Consider the following 18,881-nt stretch of genomic DNA (forward strand, 5'->3'; position numbering starts at 1 on the left):
CTCGGAACTCCCCCCAGAACAAACGGTGTTACTCGCCGCCGTACGGCAGCGTCGTTCCCGGCAGGTTGTACTCGTCGCGTCGGCCGCACATCCCGAAGCCGCCGAGCCGGGTCGGTGCGGCCTCGTGGGCGGTCGCCTCGCCGAGGTACGACGGTTCACCGGCCGCCAGCGCGTCGAGCTGGGCGCCGGTGCGCTCCGCGGTGGCCAGGGCCCCGGTGCGCCACAGCTCGCGCCAGGTGGCCACCTTGTCCCGTACCAGGCGGGCGGCGGCCCGCTGGAACTCCCGATACGGGCCGTTGTCCCCGGCGACCAGTGCCTCGCGCAGGCCGAGGTAGCCCTCGACGGCGAGGTCCCGGCGCCGGCGGGCGGCCGCGGCCGTCTCCGGTCCCGTGCCGGGCGGGAGCCCGGCGGCCGCGGCATACCGCGCGGGGTCGGCGAGCACCTCCGGCGGGAAGGTGAAGACGGCGTCCCCGGCCTCGGGCAGACCGCTGTTCTGCATCAGCACGGTGATGCGCAGATCGCCGCCCTGGACCATGCGGTGCACGGTGCCCGGGGTGAACCAGGCGATCGAGCCCGGCTCCAGGGGGATCTCCCGGTAGCCGTCGGGGCTGAGGGTCTGCACCGCGCCCCGGCCGCCGGTGACGACGTAGGCCTCCGTGCAGACCAGGTGCAGATGAGGGCTGCCGCCGCAGACGCCGTCGGCGGCCTCCCAGTCGTAGGCGCTCAGGTGGGACAGGCCCACGGCGCCCGGCAGCGGGTGCGGAAGGCCGGGCTTCACCAGGACAGGCCTTCCAGACAGGAGGACACGCGTTCCTCGTCCCAGGCACCGTCGGCCACGACCAGCCGGTAGCGGTACGCGAAGGACTCCCCCGGCGGCAGCTCGAACTCCTCGAAGAACGCCCAGGAGAACGCGACCGTCGGGAAGGGCTCGGAGCGCACGAACCAGTGCGACTCGTGGATCGCTTTCTGCGGGTCCAGGTTCTCGGGGGCGTGCGCGAAGACGAGCGTGGAGTGGGCGTCCACGTCGTCGTGCTCGGTGGTGAAGGCGAGCCAGGGGCTCTGGCTGCCCATCAGCTTGTCCGCGTCGCCGTCCGTGTCCGGGGCGAGGACCGAGCCACCGGTGAAGTCGCGGGGGCCGCGCCACTGGAGTCCGGTGTAACCCGCCATCTCACGGCCCGCGGTGGTGGGGGAACCGAAGGCGAGCGGTTCGGCGCGCAGATTGGTGAGCCGGATCGACCAGTCGAGCGCCCAGGAGCCGGCGGCCTCGTCGACCGAGTGGACGGCCAGTCCCCGCTCTTCCCGGGCCCACTCCTCGCCGCCGTTCTCCACCCAGGTGAGCGCCTCGGTGACGTCCAGCCGGGCCTCGGAGACGGTGAACGCGGTGAAGCCGTCGTGCCGCATCGAGCCGACGCGCTCCGGCAGGGGCAGATAACCCTGCCCGTGCACATAGCAGTTGCCGCCCCAGAAGTTCTGCCCCGACAGATGGCTCGCCGTCATCTGCAGGCCCTTGTGCCAGCGGTGGTCGTTGGGACGGTAGCCGGTCACCGTGCGGCCGCCGAGGGTGCGCACCGGGTGGGCGTAGGGCTTCTGGGCCTCGAAGGCCTCGGGGTCGGGTCGGTAGACGTAGCGGAGGATCTCCGTGCCGTTCGCCGCCTCGACGGCGATGTGCTCGCCGTGGACGTGGCTGACGCGGATGCTCATGCGCGCTCCTTGGGGGCCCAGTGGGGGTGGTCGCCGTGCATGGCCGGGTAGAAGGGGTCGCCCGGCGCGATCTCGCCGGCGTGCACGGGCCGGCCCGTGAACGCGGACTTGTAGAGCGCGGCGGCGAACTCGAGGGTGGCACGGGCGTCGGCGCCGCTGCCGGGAGGCCTGACACCGTTGTCGTAGGCGTCGAGGAGCGCGCCGAGCTGGGCCGCGTGCGAGCTGGGCACGTCGGCGGCGGTCGTACGCCAGGCGTCGACGCGGTCGGCGGCCACGTGGGGGGCGGGTGTGTAGGTCCAGTCCTGGTTGCGGTGCCCGTACAGATGGGTGAGTTCGACGGTCGCGTCGGCGCAGTCGATGCGGATGCGGCTCACCTCGTCGGGTGACAGCACGCTGTTGACGACGGTGGCGAGGGCGCCGTTCTCGAACCGGACGAGGGCCGTGGAGACGTCCTCGCTCTCGGTGTCGTGGACGAGCCGGGCCGCCATCGCGCGGATCTCCGCCCACGGGCCGAGCAGGTGCAGGAGAAGGTCGTACTGGTGGATGCCGTGGCCCATGGTGGGGCCGCCGCCCTCACTGGCCCAGGTGCCGCGCCACGGTACGGCGTAGTAGGCGGCGTCCCGGTGCCAGGTGGTCTGGCAGTGCGCGACCCGGGGGGCGCCCAGCTCGCCGCTCGTGATCAGCTCGCGCGCGTGGACGGCGCCGGAGCCGTAGCGGTGCTGGAAGACCACGGAGGCGTAGGCCCCGGACGCCTCCTCGGCCGCCGCGATCTCGTCGTACTCGGCGAGCGACAGCGTCAGCGGCTTCTCGCACAGCACCCAGGCGCCCGCCTTGAGGGCGGCCACGGTCTGCTCCCGGTGCAGCGACGGCGGGGTTCCGATGAGGACCAGGTCCGGGTGTACGGCGTCCAGCATCCCGGCCATGGAGGTGTACCCGGCGACCTCACCGCCCGCGAGTTCCCGGAAGGCGTCGAGTCTGCCCTGGTCCACGTCGACGGCGGCGACCAGTTCTGTGCGCTCGGCGTGGGCCCTGAGCGCAGGCAGATGGCTGCCGCTGACGATGGCGCCGGTGCCGACCACGGCTACGCGGCGGCGGGCTGGACGGGGCATACGGTCCTCCTCGGACGTCCGGCAAGGGGACGCTGACATGCGGGGAAAGCGCTTGCTCTCCCGGAGTCGACCCTAGATCCCCGGCGATTGTCCTAACAAGACCCCGGGCGGTGATATCGGTGAACACGGCACGCACACAGCAGGTTCACTTGCCTGACTCAAGTACTTCGAGCGGCGGTGGGTCAGAGCGCCGCGAACAGGTCGTCGAGCGGGGCGGGCACGCGGTCGGGGTCGAGGGCCTCGACGAGGACGCGGCCGTAGTGGATCTTGCGGCCCGACTTCGTGCCGAAGAAGCGGCGCACCTGCTGCTCGGCGGTGCGGCCGCGCTGGGCCGGCTGGGACAGGAAGGTCTGGAGTTGCCGCAGCTCGCCCTCCTCGCGCACGAGTTCCTTCACCCGTGCCACACCCAGCGCGCGGATGAGCTCGTCCTCCAGGTCCGCCGCGCAGACGAAGTACCCGTCCGGTGCCGCGCCGGCCCGCTCCCAGCCCCGGGCGTAGAACGGCCGTTCCCGCTCGTCGCACAGTCCCGTCAGACGCAGGCCCAGGCCTGACGGACCGAGCAGGCCGGCGAAGCGGCCGACGCTCATCGCCCCGCCCATCGCCAGGACGCAGAGCCCCTCGGCGGCCAGGTTCCGGCCACGGCTCGCGGCCAGGGCGTCGACCGCCGCCACGTCGCTCGGCCCTTCGAGCAGGACGACGGTCCGGACGGACAGCCGTGCGGCCAGTTCGCGTGCCTGGTCGCCGGGGCCGCCGGCCGCCCACGCCGTGACCGCGTCCCGGAACTCCCCCATGTCAGCCATGGGAGGAGTCTGTGCCCTCACCGGCCCCGGCGACAGGCAATTTCCGCCGGCCTCACCGGCTGGCGCCGCCGTGGGCCATTCGGAATCGTGCATGAGAGGAATCTGTGCCCTGACCGTCCCCGCCGACGGGCAATTCCGCCCGCCTCACCGGCTCGCGTCGCGGTGGGCCATTCGGAATCGTGCATGAGAGGAATCTGTGCCCTGACCGTCCCCGCCGACGGGCAATTCCGCCCGCCTCACCGGATCATGTCCCCGTGGGTCACCCGGATCTTGGACTGGCCGTGCGGGAGTTCCTCCCAGTCCTCCATGAACCGGGCCCGCAGGCCGTGCTTCCCGGCCAGCCCGACGAGCGTCTCGACGCGGTAGTAGAAGTCCTCCCGGAGGACGTGGTGCTCCTCGCCCTCGGTGCGGTCGAAGGTGAAGTCGAACCAGCCGCCCGGGGCGAGCACGCGGCCGACGTTGGCCAGACACTCCTCGATCACCGGGAGCGGCGAGTGCGAGAAGACGCTGTGCGCGTGGACGACGTCGAAATGGGCGTCCGGCAGGAACCGCAGCGTCAGGTCGCGCACCGGGGTGAGGTTCGGCAGCCGCTTCTGAAGGGACATGTCGACGATCGTGTCCTGGGCGGCGAACAGGATGTCGGGCGAGATGTCGATGCCGTGGTAGTGGCCGGGCTCCAGGTGGCGGATGAACCGCCAGCCGCCGCGCAGGTTGCCGCAGCCGATCTCCAGCATGCGGTGCTCGGGGCGCAGCCCGTGGCCGAGGAGGTAGTCGAACTGCATCGCTCCGAGCGCCAGCCAGCGCTCCCGGTTGCGGCTGCCGACGGCCGCGTCCGGGTCGGTCCGGGTGTCGGAGCGCATCACGGCGCGGTAGTAGGAGATGTGGTCCGGGTGCCGGCGGCGCAGCCACAGGTCGCGGGCGGCGCGGGCCACATGGCGGGGCACACGGTCGGGGTGCCGCAGGGCGTAGCCGACGCGGTGGCCGAGGGCGGCGCGGTTGGCGGTGAGGTTCTTGGCGGGCATCGTGAGGCCTTTCGCAGGTCGTCGCTCTGCTGCCAGCCTCGATGCGGAAGCCGGGCCTCCGGCTCGGCCAACGGGCTGCCGCTGCCGAGAGGTTCGGGCGACGGGCATGTCAGCCGATCGGTTGATGCGGTCCTGCGTCCGGCACGTTAGACACGGACCATGAACCACTCCGATCCGGACGAGCGCTGGCTGGGCGCGATCGTGCACGGCGCGTTCTTCCTGCTGCTCGGCTCGTCGTTCGCCCGCTTCCTGACCCGCGACCAGGGCGGAGCGCGCACCGGCTGGGTGGTGGCGCTGTTCGCCTTCTTCTGTGTGCTGTACGTCCTCGGGCATCTGGTGGCCCCGCCGCCCCGCCCGGGACTGCCGCCCACCCGGCGTCATCTGGTCTGGCTGGGCTCGGTCACCGGGGTCTGGGTCGTCCTGCTGGTGCTCGCGCCGAGCGCCACGTGGTGTGTGATGCCCCTGTTGTTCGCCGGGCTGCACGCGTTGCCGCCGAGGATCGCGGTGCCCGCGGCGGCCGTGCTCACCGCGCTGGTCGTGGTCTCGGAGATACGGGTGGCCGACGGGCCGCTCAACCCGAACATGATCGTGGCCCCGCCGGCCGTCGCCGCGGTCGCCACCGCCGTACTGGTGCATCTGCAACGGCAGGGGGCCCGGCAACGCGTTCTGATCGATGACCTGGTGCGCACCCGGCAGGACCTCGCCGCCACCGAACGGCGGGCCGGTGTCCTGGCGGAGCGGCAGCGGCTGTCCGCGGAGATCCACGACACCCTCGCGCAGGGGCTGTCCAGTCAGCGGATGCTGCTCCAGGCCGCGGAGCTGGTGTGGGGCTCGGACAAAGATGCGGCCCGGGAACATGTCCGGGCGGCGGCGGAGATCACCTCGCACAGCCTCGCCGAGGCCCGCCGCTTCGTGCACGACCTGGCTCCCGCGGACCTCGCGGAGCGTTCCCTCGCCGAGGCCCTCGGCGCACTCGCCCGGCGCGAGAGCGGCCCGGGGCTGACCGTGGAGTTCCGGCTCGAGGGAGATCCGGGTCCGCTGCCGGAGCGGGTGGCGGCGACGCTGCTGCGGATCGCCCAGGGCGCGCTGGCCAACGTGCGGGAGCATGCGGCGGCGACCCGGGCCGCGCTCACGCTGACGTGGCTGGAGGATCAGGTCTCGCTGGACGTCGCGGACAACGGGCGGGGGTTCGAGCAGGCCGGGGCCCGGGGGTCCGGGTCGTCGACGCGTGGACACGGGCTTCCCGCCATGCGGATCCGGGCCCGCCAGGCCGGTGGCGATCTCACCGTGGAGTCCACGCCGGGAGAGGGCACCGTGGTGTCGGTCGCCGTCCCGCTCACCGTCCCGCTCGTCGTCAAGGAGGCCGCCCTGTGAGTACGTCGCCGCCCTCGTCCCCCGTCCGGCTCCTGCTCTGCGACGACCATGCCGTCGTACGTGCCGGACTGCGGGCCCTGCTCGCCGGCGCGGACGGCATCGACGTGGTCGGGGAGGCGGCCACCGGCGAGGAGGCGCTCGCCATGGCGGCCCACCTGGGCCCCGATGTCGTACTGATGGATCTTCAACTGGACGACGGCATGGACGGGGTGACGGCCATCCGGCAGTTGACGGCGGGAGGCTCTCGGAGCCCCCGCGTGCTGGTGCTCACCATGTTCGACACGGACGCCGACATCACCCGGGCCATCGAGGCGGGCGCCACCGGTTATCTCCTCAAGGCCGAGCAGCCCGAGGAGTTGTTCACGGCGATCCGCGACGCCGCGTCCGGCCGCAGCACGCTGTCCGCCCCGGTGGCCGACCGGCTGCTGACCCGGCTGCGCAGCCCGCGCCCCGCCCTGTCCGCCCGCGAGCACGAGATCCTCGCGCAACTCGCCCGTGGCCTCGGCAACCGGGAAATCGCCCGGGCCCTGTTCATCAGCGAGGCGACGGTCAAGACCCATCTGGGGCGGATCTACGCCAAGTTGGGCGTCGAGACCCGGGCGGGCGCGGTGGCCGTCGCCAAGGAACGCCGGCTGTTGCCTTGACCGGCCGCGGGAACCAGGAGAGTCCGATCCGCACTCTTCCGTTACGGCAGACACCCTTGACAGCATGCGTACTGTTTGGCGACGTTTGGTCCTTGCCGACATTTCGATCGGCGGGACGCGGACGCCGCGTCGTGGGGGGAATTGGGGGGAACGGTCGCCCATGCGATCCATGAGCAGTGACACGGACATAACGATCCACAGACCCGAAGAACTCGCCGCCTCGCTCCGCAAGGCCTGGCACCGGGCGATGGACGAGTCGCCCGAGTACGCCAACCCGTTCCTGGCACCGGAGTTCGCGGCGGGGATCGGCAGACACCGCCGCGGCGGCACCCGGGTGGCGGTGCTGCACCAGGGCGGAGAGGCCGTGGGCTTCCTCCCGTACGAACGGGGTCCCTTCGGCGTCGGCCGTGCCGTCGGACTCGGACTCTCCGACTGCCAGGGCCTCGTGCACCGCCCCGGAGTCACGTGGGACGCCAGGGCGCTGCTGAAGGCGTGCCGGCTCTCGGTGTTCGAGTTCGATCACCTGGTCGAGGAGCAGGCGCCCTTCGCCCCCTATGTCACGGGGACGTTCGCCTCCCCGGTGATCGATCTCAAGGTCGGCAGCGACAGTTACCCGGAGTGGCTGCGCGGCGCCTACCCGGGGCTCGCCAAGACGACCCTCAAGAAGGAGCGCCGGCTCACGCGCGACCTGGGTGAGATGCGGTTCGTGTTCGACGAGCGCGACCCGAAGGCGCTGCGCACCCTGATGCAGTGGAAGTCCGCCCAGTACCGCCGGACGGGCCGGATGGACCGGTTCGCCCGGCCGTGGATCGTGAACCTGGTGGAGGACCTCTTCCAGGTCCGCGAGGAGCACTTCACCGGGATCCTCTCGGTGGTGTACGCCGGTGACCGGCCGGTGGCCGCGCACTTCGGGCCGGCCTCGCGCACGGTGTTCGCGCCCTGGTTCACCGCGTACGACCCCGAGCTGCGCTACTACTCCCCCGGTCTGATCATGCATCTGCGGATGGCCGAGGCGGCGGGCCGGCGCGGGGCGCGACTCATGGACATGGGGCGCGGCGACAAGGAATGGAAGGACTGGCTCAAGACCCGTGAGCTGCGGGTGGCGGAAGGGTTCGCCACCCGTCCCCATCCGGTCGCGACGGCACACCGTCTGTGGCGCCGGCCGGTGCGGGGTCTGCGCAACACGGTCAACGCCCACCCGGCCCTGCGCGAGCCCGCCGACCGGCTCCTGAAGACCGTCGGCACGCTGCGCACTTCCGGGTACCGCTCGGACTCCGACCGCGCGGGCCCCATGGCGAGCTGAGCCCGTCCCCCCTTTCCGTGGCTTTCCCCGTGGCGAACGCGCCTTGCTCTTCCACGGCCCTTCCCTGCCCGTCGACACAAGGGGTGCCGATGCCCTATGGCTCGCGGCTGGCCGCGACGATGACCCGGCGACTGGGACGCGAGTGCGTCTACACGCCCTCGGCCCGGCTGGCCCTGTACCTGGCGCTCAGGCGCTGGTGCCGACCGGGCGCGCGGGTGCTGATGTCACCGGTGAACGACGACGTGATCCTGTTCGTGGTCCTCGCGGCCGGGCTGCGCCCCGTGCAGGCCCCCGTGTCCGTGTGGGACGGCAACATCGACCCGGCCGCCGTACCGGAGTCGACCTGGCGCAATGTGGACGCGGTCCTGACCACCAACCTGTACGGCGTGCCCGACCGGGTCCTCGAACTGCGCCGCCGTTGCGAGCAGTTGGGGATCCCGCTGTTCGAGGACGCGGCGCACGCGATCGGCAGCCATGTGGCCGGACAGCCGGTCGGGACCTTCGGCAGGGCGGCGGCGTTCAGCCTGTCCAAGCACGTGGCCGGGATGGCGGGCGGCTTTCTCGCCGTCGAGGACGCGCGCACCCGCCGGGAGCTGGAGCTGCTGCGGGACGACCTGCTGACCCCCGGCCGGCTGCGTGAGGACCTGACCACCACCCTGCGCCCGCTGGCCCGGTCCGCCGTCCGCTCGCTCCACCTGGTGCGCCCGGTGTGGCGGACCATGGAGCGCCTCGGGCTGATGGAGCGCGACGCGTTCCGGATGGACCTGCACGCACCCCGGCTCACCGCCTCCGCGCGGGAAGCACCGAGCCTGACCGCCTACGAGCGATGGGTCCGTGTCGATCTGCACGGCTACCGCTCCCGGCACGGCGCGCTGGTCCGCGGCCAGCTGAGCCTGCGGATGGCCCGGCTCGACGAGGACCTGGCCCGGCGCCGGGCCGGGGTCGCCCTGCTGGCGGGCACGCCGTGGGCCTCGCCGGCGCTCCGCGACCGGACGGCGCACGACGGGCCCCTGCCCCTCTTCCGGGTGCCGCTCCTGGTCCACGACCGCGACGCCCTCGTCCAGCGGCTGGTGCGGCACGACGTGGTCTGCGGCTACATCTACGACCCGCCGCTGGACGACTACGCGGGCGCGGAGTTCGTGGAACCCTCCCCCGATCCGGCGCCCGCCCGCTGGTTCGCCGCGCACACGCTGCCGGCCGATCCGCTGCTGGCCCGCAGGATCGTGGGCGCGTTCACCAAGGAGCGGGTGGCCGACGCGCACCCCTCGCTGCTGCGGCCGGTTCCGGACGTCACACCGCCCCGGCTGCTGGGCCAGTGAGCCGTGACACCCCGACGATCGATCAGAACATCAGGGGGTTAGCATATGAGCGCCGCCTAGCTCGAAAGAGAATTCTGTGACTGTCAAGGACGACTCGTTCACCGACTGGAAGAACCGCGAGGAGATCGCGGAATCGATGATCCCGATGATCGGGAGGCTGCACCGAGAGCGTGATGTAACGGTTCTCCTGCACAGCCGTTCCCTGGTGAACAAGTCGGTGGTCAGCATCCTCAAGACCCACCGGTTCGCCCGGCAGATCGCCGGTGAGGAGCTCTCCGTCACCGACACCCTGCCCTTCGTCCAGGCGCTCACGACGCTGGACCTCGGCCCCTCGCAGATCGACATCGGCCGGCTGGCCGAGATCTACCAGGCCGACGACCGCGGGCTGTCGGTGGCCGAGTTCACCGCCGAGGCGGTGGCCGGCGCGACGGGCGGCAACAAGATCGACCGCCGTGAGCCGCGGGACGTCGTTCTCTACGGCTTCGGCCGCATCGGCCGCCTGGTGGCCCGGCTGCTGATCGAGAAGGCGGGCTCCGGCAACGGCCTGAGGCTGCGCGCGATCGTGGTCCGCGGGGGCGGCGACCAGGACATCATCAAGCGGGCCTCGCTGCTGCGCCGGGACTCCATCCACGGCCAGTTCCAGGGCACGATCACCGTCGACGAGGCCGAGAGCGCGATCATCGCCAACGGCAACACCATCAAGGTGATCTACGCGAACGACCCGTCCGAGGTCGACTACACGGCGTACGGCATCGACAACGCGATCCTCATCGACAACACCGGCAAGTGGCGCGACCGCGAGGGCCTGGCCCAGCATCTGCGGCCCGGCATCGACAAGGTCGTCCTGACCGCGCCGGGCAAGGGCGACGTCCCCAACATCGTGCACGGGGTCAACCACGACACGATCAAGCCGGACGAGCAGATCCTGTCCTGTGCGTCCTGCACCACGAACGCGATCGTGCCGCCGCTGAAGGCGATGGCCGACGAGTACGGTGTGCTGCGCGGCCACGTGGAGACGGTCCACTCGTTCACCAACGACCAGAACCTGCTGGACAACTACCACAAGGCCGACCGCCGGGGCCGTTCGGCGCCGCTCAACATGGTCATCACGGAGACGGGCGCCGCCTCCGCCGTCGCCAAGGCGCTGCCCGACCTCAAGGCGCCGATCACCGGCAGCTCGATCCGGGTGCCGGTGCCGGACGTCTCCATCGCGATCCTGAGCCTGCGCCTGGGCCGTGAGACCACCCGCGAGGAGGTCCTCGACCACCTGAGGGACGTCTCGCTGACCTCCCCGCTCAAGCGCCAGATCGACTTCACCACGGCCCCCGACGCGGTCTCCAGCGACTTCATCGGCTCGCGGCACTCCTCGATCGTCGACGCCGGTGCCACCAAGGTCGACGGCGACAACGCGATCCTCTACCTCTGGTACGACAACGAGTTCGGCTACTCCTGCCAGGTGGTCCGGGTCGTGCAGCACGTCTCGGGGGTGGAGTACCCGACGTACCCCGCGGCGGTCTGATCCCGTCCCGTCCTACGGCTCCGGCAGCCAGCCCGTCTGGACGACGAGTGGAGTGCTTCGCCCGCGCGAGACGAACTGACCCCGGCCGGGGGGCATGGGCCCGGGCCGGGCCCCGCCGAGGAGATCGCCCTCGGCGGGGTCGCCCGCCAGGACCACGCCCTGGGCGAGCAACTCCTTCATGCGCTGCACGAACGGTTCGAACTGCGCCCGGGCGGCGCCCGCGGTGCTGCGGGCCACGAGGAACCGCACACCGATGTCCCGGGCGTAGGGCAGGTACTCGGTGAGTCCGCCCAGCAGGCTGCGGCTCGGGGTCGACACCAGGTCGTAGTCGTCGATGATCACGAATGGCGTGGGGCCGGTCCACCAGCTACGGTCCCGCAGCTGCTCCGCAGTGACGCCTTCGGTCGGCATACGCCTGCGGAGCAGCTCCTGGAGCGCGTCCATCTGACGGTCCAGGGAGGTCGTGGCCATGTATTCGGCGAGGTGCGCCTCCGGGACGGCGCCCAGCAGCGAACGCCGCGGGTCGACTACGAGGATCCGCGCCTCCTCGGGTGTGTAGCGCTCGCAGATCTGCTTCGCCAGCAGGCGCAGCAGCGCGCTTTTGCCCGACTCGCTCTCACCGAAGACCAGGAAGAACGGGTCGGTCTCGAAGTCGACGAAGACCGGCCGCAGTTCGCCCTCGTCGATACCGAAGGCGATGCCCCGCTCCGGGTGGTCGCCGCCCTTCGGCAGCCGGTCGGCGGGCAGTTCGCGAGGCAGCATGCGCACCGCCGGCGCCCCGGGGCGGCCCCGCCAGGCCTGTGTGACGTGATCGACCAGGGCGGCTGTCGCCTGGGACAGCCCGTCGCCGGAGGCCATGCCGTCGATTCGGGGCACCGCGGCCATGAAGTGGTATTTCCCGGGCGTCAGCCCCCGGCCGGGGACACCCGCCGGGACGCTCGCGGCGACGGCGACGGAGATCTCGGAATCGGCGGGGTCGGCGAGCCTCAGCTCGAGCCGGAAGAACATCATCTCCTTGAGCAGCGGACGCACGTCCACGGCGCGGTTCGCGGACAGGACGACGTGGACGCCGTAACCGGGGCCGCCGGCGGCGATGCGGCTGACGACCGGCTCCAGCGCCTCGTAGTCCTCGAGGAAGTTCCTCCAGTCGTCGATCACCAGGAAGACGTCCCCCCACGGCTGGTCAGTGATCTCCCCGAGCGCGCGGCGACGGCGGTAGACGGCCATCGACTCGATGCCGTTGGCCCGGAAGTACCCCTCCCGCTGGGTGAGGATCGCGGCGACCTCCGCCACCGTGCGACGGACCTGCTCCGGGTCCAGACGGGAGGCGACGCCGCCCACATGCGGGAGGTCCGCCACGGCGGACATGCCGCCGCCGCCGAAGTCCAGCCCGTAGAACTGCACTTCCCGCGGGGTGTGGGTGAGGGCGAAGGACGACACCAGGGTCCGCAGCAGGGTCGACTTGCCGGACTGCGGAACACCGGTGACCAGCATGTTGCCCGCGGTGCCGGAGAAGTCGGCCCACAGAACGTCACGCCGCTGCTCGTACGGCTTGTCCACCAGGCCCAGCGGCACCACCAGCCCTCCCGGTCCGCCGTGGCCGGGCTGGGTCAGGCCACGACCCTCGACCGCCTTCAGGCCCGGCAGCAGGGCGTCCAGAGGCGGCGCCTCGGCCAGCGGCGGCAGCCAGATCTGGTGGGCCGGGGAGCCCAGGTTCTCCAGCCGCTTGAGGATGAGCTCCATCGGCGAGTCCCCGTCGGCGGCCCGCTCGTCGCGTCCGGTCCAGCCGGAGGAGTAGGCCGCGCGGAAGCCGACCATGTGCTCCATGTCGAACTTCAGATAGCCGCTGCCGGGCACCGACGGGAGACGGTAGGCGTCCGGCACGCCGAGCACCGCCCGTGACTCGTCGGCAGAGAAGGTGCGCAGACCGATGCGGTACGACAGATGGGTCTCCAGGCCGCGCAGCCGTCCCGCCTCGAGTCGCTGCGAGGACAGCAGCAGGTGGATGCCGAGCGCGCGGCCGATGCGGCCGATGGTGATCAGCTCGTCGAGGAAGCCGGGTTCGGCGCTCAGCAGTTCGGCGAACTCGTCGATGACCAGGACCACCGTCGGCAGGGGGGCGAGCGCCGCGCCCGCCGTCCGCGCCCGTTCGTAGTCGCGGACGTTGGCGTAGTTCCCCGAGGAGCGCAACAGCTCCTGGCGGCGGGTGAGTTCACCTCTGATCGCGTCGCCGAGGCGGCCGATCAGGGAGAGGTCGTCGGCCAGGTTGGTGATGACCGCCGCCGTGTGCGGCAGCCGCCTCATCTCGGCGAAGGTGGCGCCGCCCTTGAAGTCCACCAGGACGAAGTTCAGCGTCTCCGGGGAGTGCGTGACCGCCAGTCCGAGGACCAGGGTGCGCAGCAGCTCCGACTTGCCGGATCCGGTGGCGCCGACGCACAGGCCGTGCGGGCCCCAGCCGCCCTGTGCGGCCTCTCTCAGGTTCAGCACGACGGGGCCGCCGCTGTCGTCCACGCCGACCGGGACGGTCAGTCGCTGATCCGGCCGTGAGGTCCAGGCGGAGGCGGGGTCGTCGTCCCAGTTCTCGGGCAGCGCCAGCAGGTCCAGAAGGCCGGGCACGGACTCCTCGCCCTCCCCGAGGGTGCTGAGCCGCTGCGCTCCCGGCAGGCTCCAGGCCGCGCTCACCTTGCCCAGGAGTACGTCGAGTTCCTCGCCCTCGTCCCCGTGCGGGGCATCCGCGCGGGTGCCCGCGGGCCGGGCGAGTGCGGGCACCGCGAGCCGGACGTAGCGCCGTCCCCGGGTCAGCCCGAACCCCGGCTGCCCGGGTGGGATGCCGCCGGCCAGGTCGCTGTCGATTCTCGACTCCCGCGGGTCGGCCAGGGCGAGTTCGATCCAGGTGCCGAGGTGCAGGAGGAGGTCCTCGGGCAGGTCTCGCCAGCGGTCGGCGGAGACCGCGAGGTGGATGCCGTAGTAGACACCCTGCTGGGCGACGCGGAGCAGCAGCCGGGACTCGTCGGGGTAGCGGGCCGCGAAGTCCGGCCAGGAGTCGACGAGGAGGAACACCTCGCCGTTCGTCTCCCCGTCCATGGCCTGCTGGGTGCGCCGCTGCCGGAAGGCTTTCGGGGAGCGGATGCGCAGCCGGTCGCAGAGCCGCTCGCGTCGCTTCAGGGTGGTCATGACTCCCTCGACCAGCTCGCGCACATCGCCGCCGGCGGCGTAGTCCGCGACCATCCCCACGTGCGGCAGCGAGGCCAGCCGTGTCATCCCGTCCGGTTCGCCATGCAGGCCGTAGATCTGCACCTCTTCGGGGGTGTGGGTCAGCGCGAGCGAGCAGGCCAGGGTGCGCAGGACCGAGGTCTTGCCGCTCCAGCGGCTGCCCACGACGCCGATGTGCGGGGCGCCGCCGGACAGGTCGAGGGTGAGAGTCTCCTGGAGGCCCTGGACCGGGTCGTACATCCTGCCCAGGGGCACGGTGAGCTGACCGTTGGGCGGCCAGTCCGGGGCGCACAGGCCGCGCTCGGGGCTGGTGGCGAGTGCCGGAAGCAGATCACCGAGGGGGAGGCTGTCGCCGGCGAAGGGGTCGGTCTCGGCGCTGCGTCCGCGGTGCCACAGCGCGGCTTTGGCGAGCGGGATGTTGCCCTGCACGCCGGATCGGAACTCGGTGGGCGTCTGCGGGGCTCCGCTCTCCTTCACGTGCCGGGCGATGTGCTGGAAGAGTTCGTGCGCGGTGATCACGCCGTCGTTGTCGACGTCGGCCCGCCCGGTGCTCAGGCCGTCGATGACCGCCTCGGTGAACACGGAGTGGAACTCGCCCGAGCGGCTCTTGACCGTCTCGCCCTCGAAGGCGAACTCGAGCACGTCCGAGGCGGTCATGACGTACGTGCCCTTGCCGGCGGCCTGCGCGGACAGTTCGCCGTCGTCGGGCGCGAAGGGTGCCATGCCCTGGACGTAGGCGCCGCCGAAGCAGCAGTCGAGCAGCAGGACCTTGCGCCGGGAACGGCAGCGGCTGAGCTGTTCCTCGATGAAGCGGGCGGAGATGGCCGTGGACTCCGGCAGGTCGCGCTTGGTGCGCAGCGTGGTGAAGAAGAGGCGGCCGTGCTGGTCGCGAATGCCGTGGCAGGAGAGGTAGACCAGCAGGGTGTCGTTGGCACCGAGGTCGCGCAGCACCCGTTCGATGTGCTCCTCGATCTCGGCCTTCGACTCGTTGACCAGGGGGACGACCCGGTCGAAGTAGCCGACCGCCCTGTCCTCCAGGAGCGCGCCGAGACGCCGGGCGTCGGACGCGGGCGAGCGCAGGCGGCGCAGGCCGGAGTCGAGGTAGTCGGTGGTGGCGACGAGCAGGGCGACACGGCTCACGGAAGTCCCCTACGGCTGCGGGTCGTTGCCGCCGGACCGGCGCTGGAGCCACTCCTCGATCAGGGCCTTCTGGTCCTTGGCGGAGACCCCCTCCACGATCAACGTGTCGTCGCCGACGGTGAGTTCGACCCGGCGGGCCTGGGCACGCTGCCGCCACTCGCCGACCAGGCTCACGAACGCGGTCAGCGCGGCCCGCGAGAAGACACCGGTGACGAGCAGCGCCCCGAGCGCGGTGACCGTGCCGCTCTTCGATCCCGGCGGGGCCGCGCCGGTTTCCGGCCGTACGACGGACTCGGCCGCCTCGAGCAGCAGCAACTCCTCCTGGAGCCCGCGGGTCAGCGCGTCGGTCTCCTCGGCGTCACCGTCGGCCGCCGCCACGGCGACGGTGATCTGCATGGGTGGCACGGCGTGGGTCCCCCTGTCGCTGTACGGCGCGTTCGGCACGCTTGGCACTCGTGGCACGCAAAAACCGTTGTCAGCATACTCGTTGACCCCTCGCGCACCGGGTCGGTCAGTGTTGTCGCTCCCGGTACAGGTCGCGCAGCAGGGCGATCTCGGCGCCGTGGTGCAGGACTTCCTGGTTGACCCACCACACGATGTCCAGGAACGGTTCCCCGGGGTCGCTGCCGTGCGGGTAGGTACAGCGGCCGACGGTGTCGAGGTCGGTGTCGTCGGTGTCGCGCAGGGCCGTGCGCCAGGCGTCGGCGGCCGCGTCGAAGGCGGCGATCGCGTCGGCGGCGGTGCCGCTGACGCGGTAGTCGTCGCGGGTGAGGGTGTGGGTGCCCGTCGTGTGGTCGGCGCGCAGGAAGAGCATGTCGCTGAGGTGGCTCAGGCGCCATGCGAGGGTCGTGAACGGCGGTGGAACGGGGTGCGGGTGGGGCGCGGCGTCCCGGCCCCAGTCGCCGGTCCCGGACAGGAAGGTCGCCCGCGCCCCGGGTCCGTCCGTACGCCGCCGGACCGACCAGCAGTCCGGCACCGGCTCCCAGAGGTACTCGTCGTCGGTCAGCGCCCCGACCGGGGTCCGCGAGCCGTCGCCGCTGTCCATGACCGGCCCGGTGAGCCGACCGGCCAGGCGCTCGCAGGACCAGTCGAACTGGTCAAGGAGCGGGGCGAGGCGAGGTCCTGTGGTCATCGGTGCTCCCCTGGACGGTCCGGTCCGGTCCGCCCGCCAGGCTGGCACAGCAAGGGGATTCCCGCTCCTCCTTTTTTGGGCCTCGTCCCCCCCGGACCTTTTTGGGCCTAGTGCCCCCGGAACGCCTCCTCCAGCCACCACGCCCCGCGGTCCCGCACCACCTTCGCGTCGATCAGGAGGGGCGCCGACCGTGGCCCGCCGACCCAGTCCTCCACGGCCTTCAGATCCGTCCGCGTGTGCACGGTCACCGCCTCGAAGCCGTAACCGCGGGCCACGGCCGCGATGTCGGTCGGCGGGAACTCGACCGTGTCGAGCGGATGTCCGTCGGGGCCGAAGTGGTGCACCTCCGCTCCGTAGGCGTCGTCGTTGTACACGACGACGACCATGGGGAGCCCGAGCCGCCGTACGGTGTCCAGGTCGGCGGCGCCCATCAGCGCGCCGCCGTCGCCGAGCGCGGCCACCGGCAGCCGGTCCGGGCGGGCCAGGGCCGCGCCGATCGCGGTGGCGAGGCCGAGGCCGATCGACTGGTAGGCCTGCGTGAAGCAGAAGCCGTCCTGGTCGGGCACCGACAGAAACATGCTCGGGTGGCCCATGAAGTTGCCGGAGTCGACGCCGATCACCCGCTCCGCGGGAAGGATGTCGTCGAGCGCGATGCTGAGCGTGCGGGGGTCGATCCGGTCACGGGTGCTCGTGTCGTCGTACGGCACGTTACGCCAGCGCACCCGCGTGGCCACGGCCTCGGCGATGCCGGGCGTCCGCAGGCCCTGCCGTTTCCCGCCGGGGGCCGCCAGGACGTGCCGCGCGGTGAGTTCGACATCGCCGGTGACCCCGAGGTGCAGCTTCCGGTGTGCGCCGAGTGCCGAGGGATCGTCGTCGACCTGCACCACGGCCGTGTCCGCACCGATGAGGGCGCCGTGCCGCATGGTCCACATGTTCAGCGCGCAGCCCCAGCCGACGATCACGTCGGCGCCGCCGATGAGTTCGGCCGCCAACGGCGACGCGAAGCCGCCGGACACGTCGAGCGACCAAGGGTTGTCGTGGAACAGCCCGCGCGCCACGGCCGAGGTCGCCAGGAGGGCGCCGTAGCGCTCAGCGAGGGCTTCGAGGGCGTCCCTGGCCCCGGTGGAGCGCGCACCGCGTCCGGCCACGAAGACCGGCCGCCGGGCCTGCTCCAGCACCTGGGCCAGAGCCGCCACTTCGTCGGCAGACGGCTCGACCGCCGTGCGCGGCGGTGGCGGTGTGGCCTGGGCGAGGGCATCGCCGGGGACGTCCGCCGCCTGTACGTCCAGGGGGAGGTTGAGGAGCACCGTGCGGCGTTCGTGCAGGGCCCGTCGCACCGCCGCACACGCCTGCCCTACGGCGTCCTCGGGCGAGGCGACCCGCATCGGGACCGCGCCCACCGCCGTCCCCAACGCCTCCTGGTCGACATAGAAGTTGGAGGTCGGCCGGGTCACCTCGGCCGCCACCACGACGAGCGGTGTGCGGCTCTTGGCCGCCTCGGCGATCCCCGTCATCGCGTTGGTGAGCCCGGGCCCCTGGTGGACGCTCACGGCGGCCGGCGTGCCGCTCACGCGCGCGTACGCGTCGGCCATCGTCGCCGCGCCGCCCTCGTGGCGGGCGGCGACGAAGCGGGCGCCGGCCGCGACCATGGCGTTGGTCAGATGGAAGTTGCCGGATCCCACGACGCCGAAGACCTGCTCGACCCCGGCCGTGTACAGGGCCCGTCCGACGGCCTCCGCGACCTTCATGACCGCTCCACGAGGGCCAGCACGCGCGCGGGCGAGCCGGAGCCCGCGACGATGGGCAGGGGTCCCGCGACGACGACGCTGCCGGTCGCGGGCAGCGCGGCCAGGTTCTGGAGCTGGGTGAGGCCGTACTTGCCGCTGCCCATCAGATGGGAGTGGCAGGGAAAGGCGGGGTCGAAGGAATGCCCGCGCCCGGCGTCCGTGCCGACCGTCTCCACGCCGAGGCCGATCACGGGCGACTCCTCGGCCACCCAGCGGGCGCACTCCGGGGACAGGCCGGGCGTGTGGGGACCGTTCTCGTCGGCGTTGAGGAAGGCCTCCTGGGAGTGCGAGCGGGCGTCCCAGCCGGTGCGCAACAGCAGCCAACCGCCGTCCGGCAGCGGTCCGTTGTGTTCCTCCCAGGCCTTGACGTGGTCCACCTCCACGAGGAAGTCCGGGTCCTTGGCCGCCTCGGCGGTGAAGTCCAGTACAACGGCGGGGGCGATCAGCCGCTGAGCCGGGACGGACGCCACGTCGGCGAGGTCCTTTCCGGTCACCCAGTGGTTCGGGGCGTCGAAGTGGGTGCCGGTGTGCTCGCCGCTGCGGAAGTTGTTCCAGTACCACGCCGGGCCCCGGTCGTCGTACCGGCTGATCTCCTCCAGCTCGAAGACGGCCGTCTGGCCGAACTCCGGCGGAAGCTGGATCACGGGTGTGGACGACGACAACGGCGAGGTGAGATCGACGACTTCGATCGAACCGGCCCGCAGGGCGGACACCAGCGCGGCGAGAAGGGACGGCTGCTCGTGCATGAGGGCCTCCTGAAACACTCCGAGACCGACAGCATGGCACCGACCGCCCGGCCGAGACCCGGCTCCCCGCAC

15 protein-coding genes are annotated in these 18,881 nt (G+C 72.0%); 5 read left to right on the forward strand and 10 right to left on the reverse strand.

All coding sequences use genetic code 11. The features are described 5' to 3' along the window. Positions 1–28: 28 nt before the first annotated feature. From ACIBJB_RS28425 to ACIBJB_RS28445, 5 genes are all read right to left on the reverse strand, one after another. On the reverse strand, positions 29–778 hold the full coding sequence (locus tag ACIBJB_RS28425) for a cupin (protein ID WP_398934433.1): 750 nt from the start codon (positions 776–778) through the stop codon (positions 29–31). Next, on the reverse strand, positions 775–1,701 hold the full coding sequence (locus ACIBJB_RS28430) for a PmoA family protein (protein WP_398934434.1): 927 nt from the start codon (positions 1,699–1,701) through the stop codon (positions 775–777). Before ACIBJB_RS28430 ends, ACIBJB_RS28425 begins: the two co-directional genes overlap by 4 nt. Then, positions 1,698–2,810, reverse strand: a complete 1,113-nt coding sequence (locus tag ACIBJB_RS28435; RefSeq protein WP_398934437.1) for a Gfo/Idh/MocA family protein — start codon at positions 2,808–2,810, stop codon at positions 1,698–1,700. Before ACIBJB_RS28435 ends, ACIBJB_RS28430 begins: the two co-directional genes overlap by 4 nt. A 182-nt stretch (positions 2,811–2,992) precedes the next feature. Next, positions 2,993–3,610, reverse strand: coding sequence for a TOPRIM nucleotidyl transferase/hydrolase domain-containing protein (locus ACIBJB_RS28440; RefSeq protein WP_398934439.1), 618 nt, complete (start codon positions 3,608–3,610; stop codon positions 2,993–2,995). Between the two features lie 236 nt (positions 3,611–3,846). Continuing rightward, entirely contained in the window at positions 3,847–4,632 is a 786-nt protein-coding gene (locus ACIBJB_RS28445; RefSeq protein ID WP_398934441.1) for a class I SAM-dependent methyltransferase, read from the reverse strand. Between the two features lie 159 nt (positions 4,633–4,791). On the opposite strand from ACIBJB_RS28445, the gene ACIBJB_RS28450 reads away from it, so the two are divergent. From ACIBJB_RS28450 to ACIBJB_RS28470, 5 genes are all read left to right on the forward strand, one after another. Beyond that, complete coding sequence (locus ACIBJB_RS28450) at positions 4,792–6,006, forward strand: sensor histidine kinase (protein ID WP_398934443.1); 1,215 nt, start codon at positions 4,792–4,794, stop codon at positions 6,004–6,006. Further along, the gene (locus tag ACIBJB_RS28455; protein ID WP_398934445.1) at positions 6,003–6,650 is read left to right on the forward strand and encodes a response regulator; all 648 of its coding nucleotides are present in this window, start codon (positions 6,003–6,005) and stop codon (positions 6,648–6,650) included. Before ACIBJB_RS28450 ends, ACIBJB_RS28455 begins: the two co-directional genes overlap by 4 nt. Before the next feature lie 160 nt (positions 6,651–6,810). Further along, positions 6,811–7,953 (forward strand): GNAT family N-acetyltransferase, encoded by a 1,143-nt coding sequence (locus tag ACIBJB_RS28460; protein WP_398934447.1) that lies wholly within the window; start codon positions 6,811–6,813, stop codon positions 7,951–7,953. 89 nt (positions 7,954–8,042) lie between these two features. Then, positions 8,043–9,272, forward strand: coding sequence for a DegT/DnrJ/EryC1/StrS family aminotransferase (locus ACIBJB_RS28465; RefSeq protein WP_398934449.1), 1,230 nt, complete (start codon positions 8,043–8,045; stop codon positions 9,270–9,272). A gap of 76 nt (positions 9,273–9,348) precedes the next feature. Then, the gene (locus tag ACIBJB_RS28470; protein WP_398934451.1) at positions 9,349–10,791 is read left to right on the forward strand and encodes a glyceraldehyde-3-phosphate dehydrogenase; all 1,443 of its coding nucleotides are present in this window, start codon (positions 9,349–9,351) and stop codon (positions 10,789–10,791) included. A gap of 12 nt (positions 10,792–10,803) precedes the next feature. Here ACIBJB_RS28470 and eccCb read toward each other — a convergent pair whose 3' ends face one another. From eccCb to ACIBJB_RS28495, 5 genes are all read right to left on the reverse strand, one after another. After that, complete coding sequence (gene eccCb / locus ACIBJB_RS28475) at positions 10,804–15,144, reverse strand: type VII secretion protein EccCb (protein WP_398934453.1); 4,341 nt, start codon at positions 15,142–15,144, stop codon at positions 10,804–10,806. A 9-nt stretch (positions 15,145–15,153) separates the two neighbouring features. Then, the gene (locus ACIBJB_RS28480; RefSeq protein ID WP_398934455.1) at positions 15,154–15,540 is read right to left on the reverse strand and encodes a hypothetical protein; all 387 of its coding nucleotides are present in this window, start codon (positions 15,538–15,540) and stop codon (positions 15,154–15,156) included. A gap of 115 nt (positions 15,541–15,655) precedes the next feature. Beyond that, positions 15,656–16,276 carry a DinB family protein gene (locus ACIBJB_RS28485; RefSeq protein ID WP_398934457.1) on the reverse strand — a complete coding sequence of 207 codons (621 nt, stop codon included), beginning with the start codon at positions 16,274–16,276 and terminating at the stop codon, positions 15,656–15,658. Between the two features lie 107 nt (positions 16,277–16,383). Beyond that, the gene (locus tag ACIBJB_RS28490) at positions 16,384–18,024 is read right to left on the reverse strand and encodes a thiamine pyrophosphate-binding protein (protein ID WP_398934459.1); all 1,641 of its coding nucleotides are present in this window, start codon (positions 18,022–18,024) and stop codon (positions 16,384–16,386) included. Further along, positions 18,021–18,809: a cyclase family protein gene (locus ACIBJB_RS28495; protein ID WP_398934461.1), complete on the reverse strand. Its 789-nt coding sequence runs from the start codon at positions 18,807–18,809 to the stop codon at positions 18,021–18,023. The genes ACIBJB_RS28490 and ACIBJB_RS28495 overlap by 4 nt, the downstream gene beginning before the upstream one ends. Positions 18,810–18,881 lie beyond the last annotated feature (72 nt).

The organism is Streptomyces sp. NPDC050759 (assembly GCF_044456945.1).
Classification (GTDB): domain Bacteria; phylum Actinomycetota; class Actinomycetes; order Streptomycetales; family Streptomycetaceae; genus Streptomyces.

What these genes read in the sequence shown, in the direction of transcription:
- ACIBJB_RS28440 (WP_398934439.1), bottom strand. Translation starts at nt 3,610, where the DNA reads ATGGCTGACATGGGGGAGTTCCGGGACGCGGTCACGGCGTGGGCGGCC.
- ACIBJB_RS28480 (WP_398934455.1), bottom strand. Translation starts at nt 15,540, where the DNA reads ATGCAGATCACCGTCGCCGTGGCGGCGGCCGACGGTGACGCCGAGGAG.
- ACIBJB_RS28495 (WP_398934461.1), bottom strand. Translation starts at nt 18,809, where the DNA reads ATGCACGAGCAGCCGTCCCTTCTCGCCGCGCTGGTGTCCGCCCTGCGG.
- ACIBJB_RS28485 (WP_398934457.1), bottom strand. Translation starts at nt 16,276, where the DNA reads ATGACCACAGGACCTCGCCTCGCCCCGCTCCTTGACCAGTTCGACTGG.
- ACIBJB_RS28490 (WP_398934459.1), bottom strand. Translation starts at nt 18,024, where the DNA reads ATGAAGGTCGCGGAGGCCGTCGGACGGGCCCTGTACACGGCCGGGGTC.
- ACIBJB_RS28460 (WP_398934447.1), top strand. Translation starts at nt 6,811, where the DNA reads ATGCGATCCATGAGCAGTGACACGGACATAACGATCCACAGACCCGAA.
- ACIBJB_RS28430 (WP_398934434.1), bottom strand. Translation starts at nt 1,701, where the DNA reads ATGAGCATCCGCGTCAGCCACGTCCACGGCGAGCACATCGCCGTCGAG.
- ACIBJB_RS28465 (WP_398934449.1), top strand. Translation starts at nt 8,043, where the DNA reads ATGCCCTATGGCTCGCGGCTGGCCGCGACGATGACCCGGCGACTGGGA.
- ACIBJB_RS28435 (WP_398934437.1), bottom strand. Translation starts at nt 2,810, where the DNA reads ATGCCCCGTCCAGCCCGCCGCCGCGTAGCCGTGGTCGGCACCGGCGCC.
- ACIBJB_RS28450 (WP_398934443.1), top strand. Translation starts at nt 4,792, where the DNA reads ATGAACCACTCCGATCCGGACGAGCGCTGGCTGGGCGCGATCGTGCAC.
- ACIBJB_RS28445 (WP_398934441.1), bottom strand. Translation starts at nt 4,632, where the DNA reads ATGCCCGCCAAGAACCTCACCGCCAACCGCGCCGCCCTCGGCCACCGC.